18 protein-coding genes are annotated in these 18,385 nt (G+C 41.6%); 13 read left to right on the top strand and 5 right to left on the bottom strand.

The features are described from left to right. Positions 1-29: 29 nt before the first annotated feature. The 4 genes from AX762_RS08630 to AX762_RS08615 all read left to right on the top strand — a co-directional run bounded on the left by AX762_RS08630 (position 30) and on the right by AX762_RS08615 (position 2,760). Positions 30-515, top strand: coding sequence for a hypothetical protein (locus AX762_RS08630; RefSeq protein WP_071848742.1), 486 nt, complete (start codon positions 30-32; stop codon positions 513-515). 119 nt (positions 516-634) lie between these two features. After that, positions 635-1,744, top strand: a complete 1,110-nt coding sequence (locus AX762_RS08625) for an NADH-dependent flavin oxidoreductase (protein WP_071848741.1) — start codon at positions 635-637, stop codon at positions 1,742-1,744. Between the two features lie 50 nt (positions 1,745-1,794). Further along, positions 1,795-2,193: a GtrA family protein gene (locus AX762_RS08620; RefSeq protein WP_071848745.1), complete on the top strand. Its 399-nt coding sequence runs from the start codon at positions 1,795-1,797 to the stop codon at positions 2,191-2,193. An 18-nt stretch (positions 2,194-2,211) separates the two neighbouring features. Further along, a complete protein-coding gene (locus AX762_RS08615) occupies positions 2,212-2,760 on the top strand; it encodes a cysteine hydrolase family protein (protein WP_071848744.1) in 549 nt (182 codons plus the stop codon). Positions 2,761-2,820: 60 nt separating this feature from the next. Here the strand turns inward: AX762_RS08615 and AX762_RS08610 are convergent, their stop codons facing one another. Next, positions 2,821-3,342: a hypothetical protein gene (locus AX762_RS08610; RefSeq protein WP_071848740.1), complete on the bottom strand. Its 522-nt coding sequence runs from the start codon at positions 3,340-3,342 to the stop codon at positions 2,821-2,823. A 624-nt stretch (positions 3,343-3,966) separates the two neighbouring features. Here AX762_RS08610 and AX762_RS08605 point away from each other — a divergent pair. The 8 genes from AX762_RS08605 to AX762_RS08570 all read left to right on the top strand — a co-directional run bounded on the left by AX762_RS08605 (position 3,967) and on the right by AX762_RS08570 (position 12,504). Further along, the gene (locus AX762_RS08605) at positions 3,967-4,899 is read left to right on the top strand and encodes an ABC transporter ATP-binding protein (protein WP_071848739.1); all 933 of its coding nucleotides are present in this window, start codon (positions 3,967-3,969) and stop codon (positions 4,897-4,899) included. Positions 4,900-4,912: 13 nt separating this feature from the next. Next, a complete protein-coding gene (locus AX762_RS08600) occupies positions 4,913-6,187 on the top strand; it encodes an ABC transporter permease (protein ID WP_071848738.1) in 1,275 nt (424 codons plus the stop codon). Next, the gene (locus tag AX762_RS08595) at positions 6,188-7,279 is read left to right on the top strand and encodes an ABC transporter permease (protein WP_071848737.1); all 1,092 of its coding nucleotides are present in this window, start codon (positions 6,188-6,190) and stop codon (positions 7,277-7,279) included. Positions 7,280-7,414: 135 nt separating this feature from the next. Continuing rightward, on the top strand, positions 7,415-8,059 hold the full coding sequence (locus AX762_RS08590) for a TetR/AcrR family transcriptional regulator (RefSeq protein ID WP_071848736.1): 645 nt from the start codon (positions 7,415-7,417) through the stop codon (positions 8,057-8,059). A gap of 23 nt (positions 8,060-8,082) precedes the next feature. Next, on the top strand, positions 8,083-8,982 hold the full coding sequence (locus AX762_RS08585) for an ABC transporter ATP-binding protein (protein ID WP_071848735.1): 900 nt from the start codon (positions 8,083-8,085) through the stop codon (positions 8,980-8,982). Continuing rightward, on the top strand, positions 8,983-10,581 hold the full coding sequence (locus tag AX762_RS08580; protein ID WP_071848734.1) for an ABC transporter permease: 1,599 nt from the start codon (positions 8,983-8,985) through the stop codon (positions 10,579-10,581). Between the two features lie 628 nt (positions 10,582-11,209). Next, positions 11,210-11,542, top strand: coding sequence for a PadR family transcriptional regulator (locus tag AX762_RS08575; RefSeq protein WP_071848733.1), 333 nt, complete (start codon positions 11,210-11,212; stop codon positions 11,540-11,542). Then, the gene (locus AX762_RS08570; RefSeq protein WP_071848732.1) at positions 11,539-12,504 is read left to right on the top strand and encodes a permease prefix domain 1-containing protein; all 966 of its coding nucleotides are present in this window, start codon (positions 11,539-11,541) and stop codon (positions 12,502-12,504) included. The genes AX762_RS08575 and AX762_RS08570 overlap by 4 nt, the downstream gene beginning before the upstream one ends. 111 nt (positions 12,505-12,615) lie before the next feature. On the opposite strand, the gene AX762_RS08565 is transcribed toward AX762_RS08570, so the two are convergent. Beyond that, positions 12,616-13,650 carry a zinc-binding alcohol dehydrogenase family protein gene (locus AX762_RS08565; RefSeq protein WP_083432895.1) on the bottom strand — a complete coding sequence of 345 codons (1,035 nt, stop codon included), beginning with the start codon at positions 13,648-13,650 and terminating at the stop codon, positions 12,616-12,618. Positions 13,651-13,812: 162 nt separating this feature from the next. Here AX762_RS08565 and AX762_RS08560 point away from each other — a divergent pair, with 162 nt between their 5' ends. Beyond that, positions 13,813-14,775 (top strand): aminopeptidase, encoded by a 963-nt coding sequence (locus AX762_RS08560; protein WP_071848731.1) that lies wholly within the window; start codon positions 13,813-13,815, stop codon positions 14,773-14,775. A 708-nt stretch (positions 14,776-15,483) separates the two neighbouring features. Here AX762_RS08560 and AX762_RS08555 read toward each other — a convergent pair. The 3 genes from AX762_RS08555 to AX762_RS08545 form a co-directional block, all read right to left on the bottom strand. Further along, entirely contained in the window at positions 15,484-16,320 is an 837-nt protein-coding gene (locus tag AX762_RS08555; RefSeq protein WP_071848730.1) for a DUF72 domain-containing protein, read from the bottom strand. A gap of 6 nt (positions 16,321-16,326) precedes the next feature. Then, positions 16,327-16,794, bottom strand: coding sequence for a DUF188 domain-containing protein (locus AX762_RS08550; protein WP_071848729.1), 468 nt, complete (start codon positions 16,792-16,794; stop codon positions 16,327-16,329). A gap of 148 nt (positions 16,795-16,942) precedes the next feature. Further along, on the bottom strand, positions 16,943-18,118 hold the full coding sequence (locus tag AX762_RS08545) for an ROK family transcriptional regulator (protein WP_071848728.1): 1,176 nt from the start codon (positions 18,116-18,118) through the stop codon (positions 16,943-16,945). Positions 18,119-18,385: the final 267 nt, after the last annotated feature.

Genomic DNA, 18,385 nt, shown 5'->3' with positions numbered 1-18,385 from the left:
ATATAAAACGAAATAGGAGAGATCAAATTATGAAAAAAGTTATGTCTGCTTTACGCTTTATCTTTAAAAATGGTGAGACTATGACAGTAAAACGCGATCAAATCGGTGATTTATGGATCAAACAAGTCACAACAAGCTTTGGTCGAATTGGAGACGGCGATTTTCAGGAAATTCACCCATGTGAATCTTTGAGAATTGAAATCAACAAAGAAGCCGATCGTGTCAATTCCAACGATATCAATAAAGGTGGATTAGAAGCGGGGATGTTTGCCCGTATCAAAAAATTCCAAGATATTGAAAAAATGGATATTTTATATCGCGATAATAAAAGTGGCGAAAAACTTATGGATGTAGAGAGAGATACTATCTATTTCCCATACAAAGCGATTGATACTGATGGTCAGGACAACGCTTATCAAACTTCTTCCCTTATGAACGAAGTGCTTTATATTGTGATCGATCCCAAGCAAACTGTTGAAGATGTCTATCCTCAACTGCATTCTGCTCAATCTTAATATATTCCCTTACCTCAGTCAGATGGATAATCCCCATCTGACTGTTTTTTTTTTGCATTAAAATTGTTTTTCAATTCACCAATCGGTACAATAAGAAGGAAGAGTGAAGGAGGATAACGATGAACAATAAAAAATATGCGCAGTCGTTTTCATTTGATAATGGATTAACTTTAAAGAACCGCTTTTTGATGGCTCCAATGACAACTAAAATGAGTTTTTATGATGGGGTCATTACCGAAGATGAAAAGCGTTATTACCATATGAGAAGTAAAGAGGTTGGAGCGGTGATCACTGCAGCAGCCAATGTTTCGGAAAACGGTAAGGGTTGGGAAGGCGAGTTAGGTGTTTATGATGACAAGCATTTAGCCGGTTTAAGTGAACTCGCCTCTTCGATAAAAGTGAATGGGACAAAAGCTGTCTTACAACTTTATCACGGAGGTCGCATGACACAGGCTTCTGTTTTAAAAGGTGTTCAGCCTGTCGCTCCAAGTTCAGTCAGAGCATTAAGACCTAATTCTGAAGTGCCCAGAGAATTGAAAGAAAAAGAAATACTTCGAATTATCGAGGACTTCAAAGCAGCCACGGTCCGAGCGATCAAAGCCGGATTTGATGGTGTCGAACTTCACGGAGCAAATACGTATCTTATCCAACAGTTTTTCTCACCGCATTCCAATCGTCGTACAGACCAGTGGGGAGGGAGTATGGAGAGTCGCTTTACCTTTATTGAAAAATTGGTGGATGCCGTGACGGATGCTGCTAAAGAAGAAGCAAGCGAACCGTTTATTGTCGGCTATCGTTTTTCTCCGGAAGAAATTGAAACGCCGGGTATTCGTTTCAACGAAACCCTCTTTTTGATTGAAAGGTTATGCAATAAACCCTTGAATTATCTCCATGTTTCCTTAAGAAAATCCGATCAAATCTCACAACATGGAGCTTATCAGGATAAACCGATGATCACTTATTTACATGAGCATATCAACGGCCGTATGCCTTTCATAGCTGTAGGCGATATCCGAACGGGCGAAGATGCAGAAACCGTGTTACAAGACAGTGAACTTGTCGCCGTAGGTCGTGTCTTGTTGGCCGATCCTAACTGGGTTTCAAAAGTTTCTGCCGGTAAAGAAGCATCCGTAAGGTATGATGTGACGGAAGAAGAACGGGATCTATTAGGCTTAACGAACGGTGTCTGGGGATTCATGCAGGGCATGATGCCGGACCGTTTAAAATAAGGATAGATTCTTGAAACAGACCTTAGGGATGGGATGAAATATTGAGAAAAATGTATTATAAGTTTGAGGAGTTCATTGAATACTTCCTTTTTGGTCTGGTCACATCGTTGATTAGTATTCTGTCTTTTTACGTGTTGAACGAGATGATCGGCTGGCATTATTTGATAGCTAATGTAGTGGCTGTAACACTATCTATCCTGTTCTCCTATACTGTGAATAAACGGTATGTATTTAAAACGCACACGAAAACACGAAAAGCATTTGTAAAAGAATTTGTCTTGTTTGTTTTATTCCGTTCAACAGGGGCAACGCTTGATATGCTTGGTTTATTTGTACTGGTCAGTTTTTTCAGTTTAAATCCTACCTTGTCAAAGATAGGTGTTGGAACGGTGATTGCTTCTAGCAACTATTTTGTCAGTCGAAAACTCATCTTCAAAAATATCAAATAAGAGGAAAGGAAGATGATAATGAAGAAAGCATTGATCAACATTGACTATGCCAATGATTTTGTGGCTGAAGACGGCGCCTTGACGTGTGGTGAACCGGGACAAGCGGTGCACGACAAAGTGCTGTCATTAACGAAAGAGTTTTATGAAGCTGGAGAATTTGTGGCGTTTACGATCGATAAGCATACTGAAAAGGATCCGTATCATCCAGAAACCGACTTGTTTCCACCGCATAACATTGAAGGAACAGAAGGCCGATTACTTTACGGTGATTTAGAAGCCTACTATCAGGAAATCAAAGCGGCCAAGACCGTATATTATACAGACAAGACACGGTACAGTGCATTTAATGGCACAGACTTGGAAACCAAATTAAGAGAACGGGACATCACAGAAGTTCATCTCGTTGGCGTCTGCACGGATATTTGCGTGTTGCATACGGCAGTGGATGCTTATAATAAAGGTTTTTCTATCGTCATCTATAAAGATGCAGTGGCCAGTTTTAATCAAGTGGGTCATGACTGGGCGTTAGGGCATTTCAAAGATACCCTGGGGGCAAAAGTAGTTTGATGAATGAATAAAAAAAACTCTCCTGAAATCCGTTAGAGGATTTTGGGAGAGTTTTTTCGTTTAACAAAACTGTATATAAATATTTAAATCAAAGGGTTCATCATATTCAACGATGCAGTCCTTTTCTTTATCATAATGTTTAGAAGGTCCACCCTTGATATACGCGAATGCCGTAAGAATTGTGGTCTGTAGATAATGTTGGACTTCTTTACTAAAGGTTTCTGGTAGTTGCCCTAAATTAGTATCTTCTATATACAGATCAAAGTCCTCATCAGAAGTAGGGACCAAATGCACCTCTTGGGTTCGGAAACTTTCATATTCATATATTTTTCCCTTAACTTCCATAATATCCTTATCTTTTTTACCAGCATAATATCGGTTGGCTACATCATTTTTTATGATGCATTTTACAATCGTATCAATGGTTTCTTGATTTGATGTTATTTCTTGAGCTTGGAAAAAGTGTTTATATTGAATAGATATTGTCCGAGTTATTTTCTTTTTTGGTGTCGTACCTAAAAATTTATTTGAGTGTGTTGCATGGTTTTTTACAAAATATTTGAGGTTTTCATAAAAGCTCAAGTAACATCCTCCTTTCACAATTAATAACTCTTCCGTTTGGTGGGGGGAGTAGCGCCACGTGTCCACATAGTAACGAAAAAAGAGAGGGTGTTCAAATATTTGGACTTAACTCTTACCTTAATTTTAATCAGTTTTAGTTAAGATGTCAATGAAATAAACCTATTTCCTATCAGTCTTTCCAATTATTTACGAAAAGGCGAAAAGGAATAGCTTTTTCTATTTCATTCAGATATGTATTAACTTCACCTGATACGGTTTTGAGCATGTCAGTTGCCTTATACAATGATATATAAGCGAGCACCTTTCCGATGAAAACGGGAGAGTGGTTTGACGTGAGATAGGTTACCTTTTTTTGACGTCAATGTCTCCAAAAATAAAGAGCATGATATAAAGTGAATCAGTTAGGATGGTTTTTGGCTGAGCTTTCATTATGCAACGGCTCAGCTAAAACGTAGCAAACAGATTTGAACATTTTTCAAAACTAAAGGTAAAGCTTTAAAAGTGTTGGGACAAAGCCTATTAAAGTTGGTAATCAAGCCACTTGCTTTGAGGGTTTAATATATGCGGCTGACTCTTATATTGTATATACTATAAGTATGAAAAAACGAAAGAAGGGAGTCATGTATGTTAGAAACCAGAGAATTAACAAAAAAATTCAAAGAACATGTCGCTGTTCATAATGTCAGTCTCTATTTAAATGAAGGCGAATCGGTCGGACTGCTGGGTCCAAATGGTGCGGGCAAGTCGACGACCATTTCAATGATGTCAACACTGCTGCCACCTACTTCTGGAGAGGTTCATTTCAAGGGCAAGGATGCATTGAAAAATCCTCAGGGGTTACGCCAGGTGTTAGGCGTTGTACCGCAAGAGATCGCCTTGTATGAAGAATTGTCTGCTTATGAAAATATGAAGTTTTTCGGACGGATCTATGGTTTGAAGGGTGAAAAGTTAGAAAAACGCATCGAAGATGTTCTGGAGTTGATCGGACTTACCGAGAGGAAAAAAGATGCGGTCGAGACGTATTCGGGAGGAATGAAGCGCCGTATCAATATTGGCGTTACACTTTTACACGAACCGGAAGTGTTGATCATGGATGAGCCGACGGTAGGGATCGATCCGCAGTCGCGCAATTATATTTTAGAGATGATAAGAAAACTGAACAGAGAAAAAAACATGACGATCCTCTATACCAGTCATTACATGGAAGAGGTAGAAAAGCTCTGTGATCGTGTTTACATCATGGATCACGGCGAAATCATTGCCTCCGGTACAAACCAGGAACTGAAAGACATTTTGAGCAGTGATGAGACGATCCGCATCGATGTGGAGTCCCTATCCTCGGAGTTTCTTGAGCGGCTATCAGAACACCCTGTCGTGCAGAAAGTCATGCAAGAAGAACAGGGATATAAAGTCATCGCCACCAAAGGAGACGATTTGCTAGGCGATGTCTTTGACATGGCAAAATCGGCCCACACTAAAATCACTGGCATAGTGGTTCAAACGCCTACTCTGGAGGATGTCTTTTTACACTTGACCGGAAGAAAATTACGAGACTAAAGGGAGTGATTGTATGTTGCATCTTATTAAGAAAGACTTTCAGTTATTGTCTCGTAGTAAATCAGACCTTATGGAACTCTTGCTTATGCCTTTTATTCTCATCTCGATCCTCGGCTTTGCCCTGGGAAATCTTACGGTGACAGAATTTTCAATAGAGCCTTTTCCAGTCGCTGTCGTTGAGGAACAAACGTCAAAAGAAGCGATGAGTCAATTCGAAGAACGTCTGACAGAGATGGGCTTGGAAGAAAGCGAACGGAATCAGCTCTTAATTATAGCGGAAGAACTGGACCCGCGCAGAGAACTTCAGAATGTCCTGGAAAGTGAGGAAGTGAATGAGTGGATCGTTCCTCTTGAGATGACGAGTCAGGAAGTCGCTGTTGAAGCGCTTGCTGAGGGAGATGTATCCGGGGTGATCGTTATTCCGGAAGGGTTTTCTAACCATATCTGGGAAAAAGTATTATTGAATGAGGAAACAGTTTCCGAATTAGAACTGAAACTGCTGGACTTTCAGAGCGTACGTGGAGATATTTTAAGGAGCATTACAACCACCTTTGTCGACCGATACAATCTGGAAGTGTCTGTAGCACTTGCCTTGGAAGGTAGACAGGAATCGTTCCAAACAGCTGATATGACCTATGGTGAAGTGGTGTCGCTGAACGCTGAAGAACCGATTTCTTCATTTCAGTATTATACGATCGGTATGGGAATGATGTTTGCTCTTTATACAGCTCCGGCTCTATCCAGTCGAGCGTTTAAAGAAAAAGAACAGCATGTTTTTGGACGGCTCATGGTATCTGGAACGAAGCCTCTGAATTATCTGACGAGTAAACTGATTTCAGGGACATGGATCACTTATATACAAGTCGCTATTTTGTTCGGATTGAGCACGTTTATTTTTGGAACGTTCTCCGGAAGAGACAGCACCTTCTGGCTGAACACGGCCTTCGCTACGTTAGTTCTCGCATTTGTTGTAGGTGCCATCACCAGTTTACTGACCTCCATCACGCTGTATTCGAACAGTAATTCAACATCCAGTACGTTTAACGGATTGATTGTCACTGTCTTTGCTTTCTTGGGAGGCAGTATCACGCCTGTCGGTCAGTTCTCGCAGAGTTTGAAGGAGCTGGGAAACTGGACGCCGAACGGGGCCATGATGACGAGTTATCTGCAGCTTATGCAGGGGTTTTCTTTAGAAGAAATAGCGCCCCTCTTGATCAGAGTTTTAGTGATGGCGGTCCTTCTTATTTTAATCAGTATTGCTGTTTTCCCTAAAAGGAGGTTGGATTAAATGTGGACAGTTTTCAAGTTACAGTGGCAGCGTTTGTTTAAAAACCCTTTAGTGGTTTTAACATTCTTGGGATTAACGGTCTTATTTGTCAACTTCTTGGGAGGAATCCAAAGTGATCAAAAAATCATCACGCGCACTTACAGCGAGGAACTGACGATTGAGGAACTGGATGAGTGGATCACTAAACTCAATGAAGACGATACCTTTGTCTTTGAAGCAAGTGATTATGACAGCATATATGAACGCATTCGAATGAATGAGACGTCGTTCGCCTTGGAATTGAATGAAGAGAGCTACCGCTTTCTAGTCGGACGAGAGGATATGGAACTGTCTCCGATCATTCAGCATGTTGACCAGGTGTTTTCCAGAGAAAAACGCATTGCCCAACTGGAAGAAAGCGACTTATCAGAAGCCTTTGAGCTGCAGACGTTTATCGAACTGACTACCGTTTTAAGTGATGACGAATCCAATGTCAGTCAGGGCTTTCCAGTGGCGATATTGGCGGGGGTGACCTTTTATTTCTCGGCATTTTCAATTTTTTACCTGATGATAAACTTGATTGAAGAGAAGAAAATGGGTACCTGGAACCGGCTCATCTTTTCTCCTTTGAGTAAAACAAAAATTTATTTGGGGCAAATGCTGCACTACTTTTTAGTCGGACTCGTTCAAATCGCTCTATCATTCATCATCTTGAGTAATCTGATAGACGTCGATTTAGGTACCAATTATGTGCCCATGCTGGTAGTAATCTTGAGTTTTATCTTCGCGATCGTTTCTATAGGGATGTTCATTATAGGCATCGTCAGCTCACCTCAACAGCTTCAAATCGTCATTCCCATTGTAGCCACATCCATGGCAATGATCGGCGGAGCATTCTGGCCGCTTGAAATCGTTAATAACCGCATCCTGTTGTTCCTGGCTGAACTGATGCCAATCAAACACGGTATCCAAGGGATGATGGGTGTTGTGAATCAAGGTAGCAGTGTGAGTGAGGTGTTTGTACCTATAGCTACTTTACTTTTTATGGGGGTATTCTTTATGGGAATCGGGCTGAATTTGATGGAACGTGTCTCTGAAAAAAGCAGCTTATAAATTTCAAATATAATGAAATGATATGGATTGACCGCCCTGGTCAGGTATGCTAAAGTAAGCCTGTAAAGAGAGCGGTCAATTTTTTTCAGTCTAAACTGACCAAGGTGGTCAAATCTCTTAAGGAAGGAGAATCTGATGGAAGATGCATTCTTATCTCTGGAAAAAGACAAGCAGGAGAGAATACTCAACGCAGCGTTTAAAGAATTTAGCGAAAAAGGCTACAAAAATGCCTCGACGAACCAGATAGCCAAAGAGGCCGGGATCGGAAAAGGGACGTTATTTTATTATTTCGGTAACAAAGAAAACCTGTTTAATCAGTTGATCAACGAGGCGTTTGAGATTGCCTACCGAGAATATCTGAGTAAAGTGAACTTTGATGAGACTGATTTTTTCAAGCGTATTGAAGAAATGAGCCTCTTGAAATGGAACGTCTATAAAAAGTACGAACAGGCACTTAACTTTATGGCTCATGTCTTGATGCACTCGGAAAACTATGCAATACCTGAGGACTTGAAGTCGAAACAGGAACAGGCTGAAAAGATTTGGGGAAGTTTACTGACGAAAAATATCGATTTCACGAAATTCAGAGAAGACATACCCAAAGAAACATCGTTTAACTTTATCCGCTGGACCATCGAAGGGTACCGTGCTGAACTGGAACAACGATTAAAGCAGGAACCCATCACAGACTTTACGAATGAGCATTTAAAACCCTATTACGATGAGTTTTATGATCATCTGAAATATTTGAAAAAGATATATTATAAAAAAGAGTATTAATAAGTCAGAGGAGTGTTGAGTAAATGGAAAAAGTTGTGGAAATCAAAGGATTGAAAAAAGTATTCGGTAAAACACAGGCACTTAAAGATGTCAGCTTCGACGTGACAAAAGGAGAAATCATCGGTTTCATTGGACCGAATGGAGCGGGTAAATCAACGACCCTTCGTATCCTGCTCGGTCTGATCAAGGCAGATGACGGGCAAGCATCCATATTTGGGAAAGACGTCTGGAATGATGCCGTTGAGATCCACAAACGCGTCGCCTATGTGCCGGGGGATGTGAACTTGTGGCCCAATCTGACGGGCGGAGAAGTGATCGATTTATTCCTCAGCATGCGTGGGCAGAAAGTCGATAAAGAGCGCAAGGAAGAACTGATCAAACGCTTCGAATTTGATCCGACGAAAAAATGCCGCGGTTATTCAAAAGGGAACCGCCAGAAAGTTGCACTCATAGCCGCGTTCGCAGCCGATGCCGATGTGTACATCTTTGACGAACCGACAGCCGGTCTGGATCCGCTACAAGAACGGGTTTTCCAGAAACAGGCACGAGAAGTGAAAGCAAGAGGCGCAAGTATCATACTTTCCAGCCATATTTTATCCGAAGTCGAACAGCTCTGCGATACGGTGGCTATAATCAGCCAAGGTAAAATCGTCGAATCAGGATCCCTCAATGAGCTCAGACACCTGACGCGCACACAAATTATTTTTAAAACAAAAGAAGACGTCCCCTCGCTGGCTGACCAGGATTTTGCTCACAATGTCGCACATGAAAAAGGGGAAACGATTTTCCAGCTGGATAGTGATAAAATGGCTGAATTTTTACGTTTTGTCGAACCGTATCACGTCACGAAACTGGAGAGTGCGCCGCCTAAACTTGAAGACCTGTTTATGCGTCACTACGAAACAACTAAAGGGGGAGTTTAAATGGCTTCTCAAGCATTTGCTCAGACCGGTCGTTTGTTTCGCTTTGCCATAAAGAAAGACTGGTTGAAAATCTTTTTATGGCTGCTCGGGGTTGCTTTTTATGTATTCATTGGTGTTTTTGTGTTCGTGGAAGTCTATGGTGATCCGGCTGAACGTGAAGCCTTATCCTATGCGATGCAGAATCCTGCCATGGAAGCACTGTTTGGTCGTGTTATAGGTCAGAATAATTATACGATCGGTGCTATGTACAGTCATATGATGACCATCTTAGGTTTTGTCCTATTTGCTATTATGTCCATTTTGCTGGTTGTCAGAAATACGCGCTCTGAAGAAGAAGATGGTATTTTAGAACTGATTCAAGCGCAACCGACGGGAAGAATCGCACACACGACCTCAGCTATTCTGTTACTCTTAGTTACAAATGGTCTCGTGCTTATTATTACTGCTGCACTGATTATCGCTTTGGGAGACACCAGCATGACAGTCGAAGGGGCGTTTTTGACAGGGACCATTTATGCGAGTGCCGGCTTGTTTTTCGGAGCTGTCACGCTCGTTACCGCACAACTTTCATCGAATGCCCGAGGTGCGATGATGCTGGCCTTTAGTGTACTAGGGATCTCTTATATTATTCGAATCATCGGAGATGGAGGTGTGCCTTTTCTCAGCTGGTTCTCTCCTTTGGGATTGCTTTACAATACGGAACCGTTCGTCAATAATTACTGGTATCCGGTATTTATTAGTTTAGCTCTCAGTCTGTTACTCACTGCTTTTGCACTCTATTTGAAACACAAACGGGATATGGGAGCAGGCTTGATCGCTGATCGAGACGGAAAACGTCATGCTTCCGCTTTTTTGAAAACACCGGTTGGCTTTGTTTTGGATCTGATCAGGACACCGCTGATCGTCTGGACCGTTTCTATGGCCATGTTAGGTATTACATATGGCTCAGTTATCGGGGACGTTGACAGTCTGCTAGGGGGGAACGAAATCGTCAGTCAAATCATTGCCAATCAAGAAGGTATCAGCATGGCTGAGCAGTTCATGGCGATGATCCTGGGTGTACTGGGGATATTTTCCTCAGTCCCGGCTGTTCAATTCCTGCTCAGAATCCGGGAGGAAGAGAAGAAGAATCGTCTGGAAAAACTGATTGCGGGTACGCGTTCTCGTTACCATATTTTAGGAACTTTTTTCCTGATAAGTGCAGTCATTGCGATCTTCATGCAGATCATCACGTCATTCGCTTTCGGTGGTGCAGCTGTAGTTATGGATTTTGATGTCGATTTCCTGAAAGTGATGCTTGCGGGATTGGCGTATGTGCCGGCTATCTTTGTCATGATCGGACTGGCTACCTTGTTGGTCGGGTGGTTGCCGAGGTTGACGTCACTTATCTGGCTGTACCTGGGTTTTGTCTTTGTCAATTTATATTTTGGAGAACTGTTTGATTTTCCACAGTGGCTAAGCGCACTCTCGGCTTTCCATTACGTGCCGGAGATTCCGATTGAAGCGTGGAGCTGGACAGTCGTCTTTGGACTAACAGCTGTAGCTGTTGGTTTATCAGTAGCCGGCTTTATCGGATTCAGACGAAGAGACATTGATTAAGTTAATGATTAGTGACGAACAGACGCTGCGCTTTCGAGCCGGCGTCTGTTTTTTCGTGTGAATAGGGGTTATTCGTCTCTTCGAAATGACAATATGAGTGAAAAAGCCGAACTGAGAGACGTTCGGCTTTTTCAAAGATCATCGAAAGCAGAACATGTCGAATTTGGACTAACTTCGACATGTTCTGCATATAGTTTCAGACGTACTTACCGAACCAGTTTGACTTCGGTAAGTACGTTCTCGCCAGCTCCTCCAAACGACCGAACCAGTAGCCACTTCGGTAAGTACAGCGTTACCAAGTTTCTCAAACGACCGAACCAGTACCCAGTTCGGTAAGTAAGTTCTCGCCAGCTCCTCCAAACGACCGAACCTGTTCCCTTTTGTTCATTTCAATCATATCCAAAGGAATAAACCTACCAGATGCAGCAGATTTGCGAGAAATAACTTCTATAAATTCGAGTAATTGGACTCGAATTCACCACTTTTATGGTTGTTATAAAAACACTCTCCTATTACTACGTTAACAGTAGTAATTTTCTTACAGAAGGAGTAAACTAAGTACAACGACAGATGAAGTACATGTACAAAGAACTGTCATACATATTTAATTCAAGGAAGGAGCGATTAGATGATCAGTAGTGACGTCATACGGGGATATAACGATACGTTTCTCCTGTCTTTATTGAATCAGGGTGATTCGTACGGTTATGAACTATCGAGGCAGATAAAAGAAAAAACCGATGGCGATTATATTATCAAAGAAACGACCATGTATTCCGCTTTTACACGTTTAAGCAAGAAAGGCTACATCATCTCGTATCCTGGAACGGTTACCCAAGGGAAGAAACGAACCTACTATTCAATCACACTTGAAGGAAAAATGCATTTAAAAGAAAAACAGGAAGAGTGGCATATCACTCGAGAAGTAGTCGATCACTTAGTCAAAGGAGAAGATAAATGAATACTATCAGAGAATATATCGAGCAGATGTTCAAAGGTGTCCCCATGAACGATGAAACGAAGCAGTTGAAAGTGGACATTCTGGCTAATCTGGAAGACAAGTATCTTGCATTAAAAGAAGGTGGCGCATCTGAAAATGAAGCGATCGGGGTTGTGATCGCCGAATTTGGAGACATCGATGAGTTACTGGAAGAGTTTGGTGTAAGTCGCATGAATAAAAAAGTTGCCACTCAGTATACAACGATGAGAGAGGCAGATTTGGCTCGTTTTGTGGAATCGAAAGCACGTATGGGTCTTAATATCGGGTTTGGCGTATTGGCATGTCTGTCTGGTATAGCGTTTTTACTCCTGTTATTGGCTTTTCAAGCAATGATACCGGGTGCTTTATATCTCGGCTTGCTTTTGATGGTCACCTCAACAGTGATCGGGATAGGCTTGTTCATTATCGAAGGAATGAAAGCCAAGGAAATGAGGCCATTTTATTCACCGTTTGTTATCATGCCGATCGACAAAGAAAGCATACAAGATGAACAGGATAATTATAAACAATCCTTTATATTCAGTATCGTTGCCGGGGTGTCACTTTGTATCATGTCGCTCACACCCGTTTTGATGGGGGCATTGACACCAATGATTCCTGTATTGGTCGGTGTGGCATTCATGTTAATACTCATTGGCGTAGGGGTAATCTTCTTTACTTACAGTGGCAATATCTGGAGTGCTTACGGAATCATCCTGACCAATGGTAAATATAGTGACACGATTGAAGAAGAAGCGGCTAAAGATGAACGCAATAAAAAAGTGAATTATATTTTGGAAGAAATTTATTGGCCCATTATTGTCGTTTTCTATCTTGTCTTCAGTTTTTTACAAGGTGCCTGGGCCTGGTCATGGATCATTTTCATTTTGGCTGGAGCACTGGAAAGTACGATCAAGTCGCTTTCAGGAAACTGGGAAAATTAAGTTCTAATCTGTCAATTTCGAATTGAATAAACTATTTAATAAATAGAGCCAGCGAAGGAGTTAACATTCGCTGGCTCTATTATTATGTTTTCAAGTTGATATTCAGTCTGATTATTCTTTGTTGTGCGCTAAAACGATTTTCCCGATGGTGTGTTCAGTCAGTATCTGTTTGTAGGCGTTTTGTAGAGTCTCTTCATTCATTTCGTCGAATAAGATTTCAAGGTTTGAGTGGATAAAGCCTTGTTCGATCTGATTTTTAAGTTCAGTTAAATACTCATGTTGTTTGATCCAGTCATCTGTTTCATAAATAGAGCGAGTGTACATTAATTCGTAACTAAAGGTCACACTCTTGCCAAAGAAGCTTGTTGGCAATGGATCCAGTAAGGGTAGGAGAGAACAGACACGTCCCTGCGGTTTAATGATTTTGCCAACTTCTCTGATGTTTTCATCAACCTTGGCAGCGATAAAAACAGCGTCAACAGTGTCGATGCCCAGGTCTTTCAATTGTTTGCGGTATGGTTTTGAGTGGTCAACAATTGTCTTAACGCCCAAGTTTTCGACATATTTTCTGCTCTCATCTCGTGAAGCTGTGCCGATGACATTAAACCCGTAATTCAAGGCGATCTGACAGGCGACCGATCCCACGCCACCAGCTGCGCCAACGATCAACAGGGTCACATCACTCGGATTTTCTGCCATCGAAAATAGCTGTAAGCGGTCATGAATGACTTCATAAGACGTTAAAGCTGTGAGTGGTAAAGCTGCAGCTTCATTATAATCAAGATTTTTCGGTTTTAGAGCAGCCATGCGTTCATCGATAACATGATAGTCTGCCTGTGTCCCTTGAAATTTACTTGAACCTGGGTAAAACACATCGTCGCCTTTTTTAAATAAAGTGACATCTTCACCGACTTCAACGACCGTGCCACTAGCATCTCTGCCTAAACTAGTGAAAGAATCATCCGACGATTTTTTCATCATTCGGGTCGCCAAATCTGTTGGGTTTACCCCGACAGCTTTTACTTCAACCAGAATTTCTCGATTTTTTGGCTCAGGAATAGCCGTTTCTATCTTCTCAAAAGTAGGTAACTCATTTTCTTTTTCAGGATCATAAAAGCCGTATGCATTCATTTTATTTGACATCATTAACTTCCTTTCACATTTTCTTCAGTCTACACTTTCTTTTGGTAAACGACAACTCTCACTAATGACTCATCTTGATCAGTTCTAAATAATTTGAAACATTTTCAAATTAAGTGTTTTTTCGCTATGATAGGGGCAGAGACATTTACAGAAGAGGAGAAAGTTATGACTAATTATATTGACAATGCCATCAAAGTCTTTGAGAATAATTTTGATTTAAAGAAAGATGAAAAAGTCGTGATCATCACCGACGACAGCATGCGCGAGGTGGCCCTTCCGTTTTACGAAGCGGCTTGTAAAAAAGGGAACGAAACCATCTTTTCACAGTTTCCTGCTATTTATAAATCAGGAGAAGAACCGCCCGCACTGATTGCTCAGGCAATGAAAGATGCGGATGTGGCTTTGTGCGTGACGCAAGCCAGTTTGACTCATACGCGAGCCAAAAAAGAGGCCGCAGCGACAGGTACGCGAATCGGCACGATGCCGGGGATGACGTTATCGATGCTTGAAAAAGGGGCCATTGAAGCGGACCCGGCTACTATCCAAAAATTGACCAAGTATTTCACCGAATTACTCGAACGTTCAAGTCAGGTAAAAATCGAAAAAGATGGGGAAGTCCTGACGTTTTCAATAGAGGGACGTAAAGGCATACCAAGTACCGGGATATTCCGGGAAAAAGGACAGGCTGGAAATGTTCCCTCAGGTGAAGCCTATATCGCACCGCTGGAAGATTCAGCTAACGGTAAATTGATTGTCGATGGGTCAATTGCTCAGCTTGGTAAAGTGGATAAACCCGTAACGCTTTCAGTCGAAAACGGAAAACTCGTCAGTGCGACGGAAAAGCAGGGACAAGCATTACTCGAATTACTCGGAACAGATGAAGGCAAAACCATTGCAGAATTCGGTATTGGAACGAACCCTTCAGCCCGTATCACCGGGGTCGTTTTAGAAGATGAAAAAGTATTCGGCACGATTCATATCGCCTTTGGTTCAAACAAGCCATTCGGAGGGATAACAGAAGCAGGGGTCCACATCGACTGCGTTGTTCAAGAACCTACCGTATGGATCGATGACGAAAAAATCATGGAAAAAGGAAAAGTACTGGATCCGAATCTTCCATCAGTTTAAGAATTGAATAATAAGAAGAGGCAAAGACAACCGTCTTTGCCTCTTCTTATTTATAATTTGATGTTTTTAACTGTGCTACAGATCAATCTTACTCCAGAGGCCTCCAGTTAGGCATGCTCAAGGACAAACTGGTCTGAGTGGTGCTAAGTGAGCTGAACTTCGGTAAACTCAGACAGAAACCGGACTGAGTGGTGCCAAGTAAGCCGAACTTCGGTAAACTGAGACAGAAACCGGTCTGAGTGGTGCTAAGTAAGCCGAACTTCGGTAAACTGAGACAGAAACCGGTCTGAGTGGTGCGAAGTGAGCTGAACTTCGGTAAACTCAGACAGAAACTGGTCTGAGTGGTGCTAAGTGAGCCGAACTTCGGTAAACTGAGACAAAACTGGTCTGAGTGGTGCTAAGTGAGCCGAACTTCGGTAAACTGAGACAAAAACTGGTCTGAGTGGTGCTAAGTGAGCCGAACTTCGGTAAACTGAGACAAAAACTGGTCTGAGTGGTGCTAAGTGAGCCAAACTTCGGTAAACTGAGACAGAAACTGGTCTGAGTGATGCGAAGAAAGCCCAACTTCGGTAAACTCAGGCAGAAACCGGTTTGAGTTTACCTAACAGGATTCTAAAGATGACCATACTCGCCGACAAGCGAGTATGAACCACCTTAAAACGTTCATTAGTTGTGGAAACTGACCGCTAGGGGTCAGTTTCGTCGTTTTTAAAACAGATCGAGCTGTTTCGGCGCGAGGCCGGAGAAATCAAGTCCAAGTAACTGTTGCAGAGACTTGGCATTTTTGGCTGCATGACCGCCTGAATTATTGTTGAAAATGATGCATACTTCTTTGGTATCCCGGTTCAGTTGTTTCACTAATGCACTCAGTTCTTCGAGTTCTTCCGTTGAATAATCGTAAAGCGTCCGTTCGGTGCGCCAGTCAGTGACGTTTTCGCCTAACCAGCCTTCGTAATTCCTGCCGTGCAGGCGAATGACGCTTAAGGAAGCAGAGGTCACTTTAGGGATCTTTGGGACACTGTTATTCGGGGTCTGGGGTTGATCAACGACCACATTTGTCCACTGAAACTCCTTTAAAAAGGCAAGCGTCCGCTCTTTGTTCTTTTCACTAAACCAGCTGGGGTTTCGAAATTCAACGGCCACAGGCAAGTCTCGCATTTTACTTTTTACATAGCGCAAATAAGTGACATGTTTTTTTACACAGTCAAAGTTAGGCGGGAATTGAAACAAGAAAGCTTTGACTTTATGCTGGTCTAGCATGGTTTGAAACACAGATAAGTAAGCTTCAAAGGCGTCATCCATGGTAGTAAATTCTTCGTCGAAAGGTTTATGTAGAGTCATTACGCCGTATGCTTTTGGGAAAAAATGGAAAGCCTCAGGCGTTTTTTCTATCCAATTTAAAATCGTTTGCTGTTTTGGTATAGCGTAAAAGCTCGTATCCAGTTCAACGACAGGAAAGTGTCCGGCATACTCCTGCAGCTTTCTTTTGGGATCATGTTGAATGAGGTCATGGTCACTCCAGCCCGTTAATCCGATCGTAATCATTCGACTCTAGTCCTTTCGTTTAATCAAGGTTTCTTTGATCACTGTTTCAAGCAAGTATTCATAATCCAACTGAGTCTGATCAGCAAAGGGATGTAGGGCCTTTACACGACTGCGTTTTGATGTTCGTCTTTGTTTAGCTGAAAGATGACGACCGTCTATCAAGGGTTGAATGATACTATCCGTATACTCGTATCCATCATGGTGGAGGACACGGCAACCTCTAGGCAGTAGCATTGAGGCGAGTCCGTAGTCCTGCGTGATCACGATATCGTTGGGCAGTGTGATACCCACGATCTTGAAATCCGCCTGATCGCTGCCACGCTCGACCCAAAGCTGTTTGACATGGCTGGGGACTTCCTTCGTGGAGTAGTGGGAAATACTTGCCACTAAAACAACTTCCAGGTCATAGTGTTTGGCAAGAGCAATCGTTTCTTCTTTTTTCGGACAGGCATCTGCATCTATAATTATTTTCATAGTCATCTCCTTTTACCACAAACTTGTTGCAGAAACATTTAATCTGAAAATCAGCAAAAATAAAACGGGTAGTTTATAAACTACCCGTTTTATTTTGCCATATAATGTCATCTGAGACAATGGCTTCTTTTTATTTATGTGAATCTCATTATACCTCTAGTACTTTTTCCATATCTAAATCAAAGCCGACGTTGTCAACGTTTAAAAACTCTTTTAAATTATGAACAGTAGCGCCATATAAACTTGCTTTGTGTCCGAGTTTGGATTGTCTGATCGGGACGCTTTTATATATCGTTGAACTGAGCGAGTGTTGGAGCAGCCCAAGAAGCTCGGGGATTTCTTCCAGTATCTCAGCGTTGATATAGACTATTTCGGGATCATAGTTCCCGATGATATTCATCAAACCAATACCCAGGTCTTTAGAAAATTTTTGAATCAGGTTCTGTGTGTCGACATCGTTTTGACGATAGGCTTCAAGTAAATCATCAAAATTCAGCGATTTATTATTTCTTAATTGTTGAAAATTTCGGACAATGGCTTTGGTGGAACAATATTGTTCCAGACAGCCATGATTGCCACAGGGGCAGTTGAGACCATCAGGATATAGAACCGTATGACCGACTTCACCGCTTCGTCCGTTGTATCCACGGTAGAGTTGACTATCCAAAATAATGCCGGCACCGACACCTGTATGGGCACTGAAAGAAATAATGTTCTGATGTTCGGTATCGAAGGCTGCTTCTGCTAAAGCGGATAAATTCGCTTCATTTTCGATGTGAATAGGTAAGTCGATTCTTTCTTTCAGTTCTTCAATAAGGTTAAGCTGATCCAAATCAAAATAAGGGGTAAACTCGATCATGTTTTTATTGACGACACCATGGACAGAGATGGTTACGCCGATGATACCAAAAGGGCTTTTTTTCATCGTTGAACGAAAAGCATCAACCACGGTGGTGATATGAGTGACGATATTATCTTTGTTGATGTCTGTTTCTTTAATTTCATAATCTATTTTTTCGCCGTCGAGATAGGTTATCAAATAACTGATACGATCATAGCGGACATCGAAACTGATAGAGACGCCAGCTTTTTTATTCACAGTCAGTAAAATGGGACGGCGCCCACCTGATTTGGTACTGTTTCCCGATCCGATTTCAATCACATAGTCATCTTCAATTAATTTTCTGACGATTTCTGATACGGTCGCTTTATTCAGTCCTGTTATTTCCGAAATCTTGGTGCGTGAAATTTCGGGATGATTGGTAATCTCTGTTAGGACTAAAACACTATTATTTTCTCTGATATTACTTTTCATTCGTAACATGTAATTTTCCTCGTTTCTTGTAGGTTGAATTAGGGTAGAATTTAAAATCAACACATTAAAAGTTCAACGTGTTGTCTAAAAGATTATTTTCGATTATCAGCGACTTATAACAAGTGTTTGAAAGCGCTTGACATTAAAAAAAGATTCGCTATAGTTGTAAATGAGTTAGTTAATAAAACTAACAAACTACTTATACTTCCATTATATCATATCTAATTACATTTAAAAATATAGAGTAATGGATTAATATGTTGATAAAGTGTAGGT

Source organism: Alkalibacterium sp. 20 (assembly GCF_001885615.1).
Taxonomy (GTDB): Bacteria; Bacillota; Bacilli; order Lactobacillales; family Carnobacteriaceae_A; genus Alkalibacterium.
Note: the sequence above shows the minus strand (reverse complement) of the source record. Positions and strands in the feature narration are given on the sequence as shown.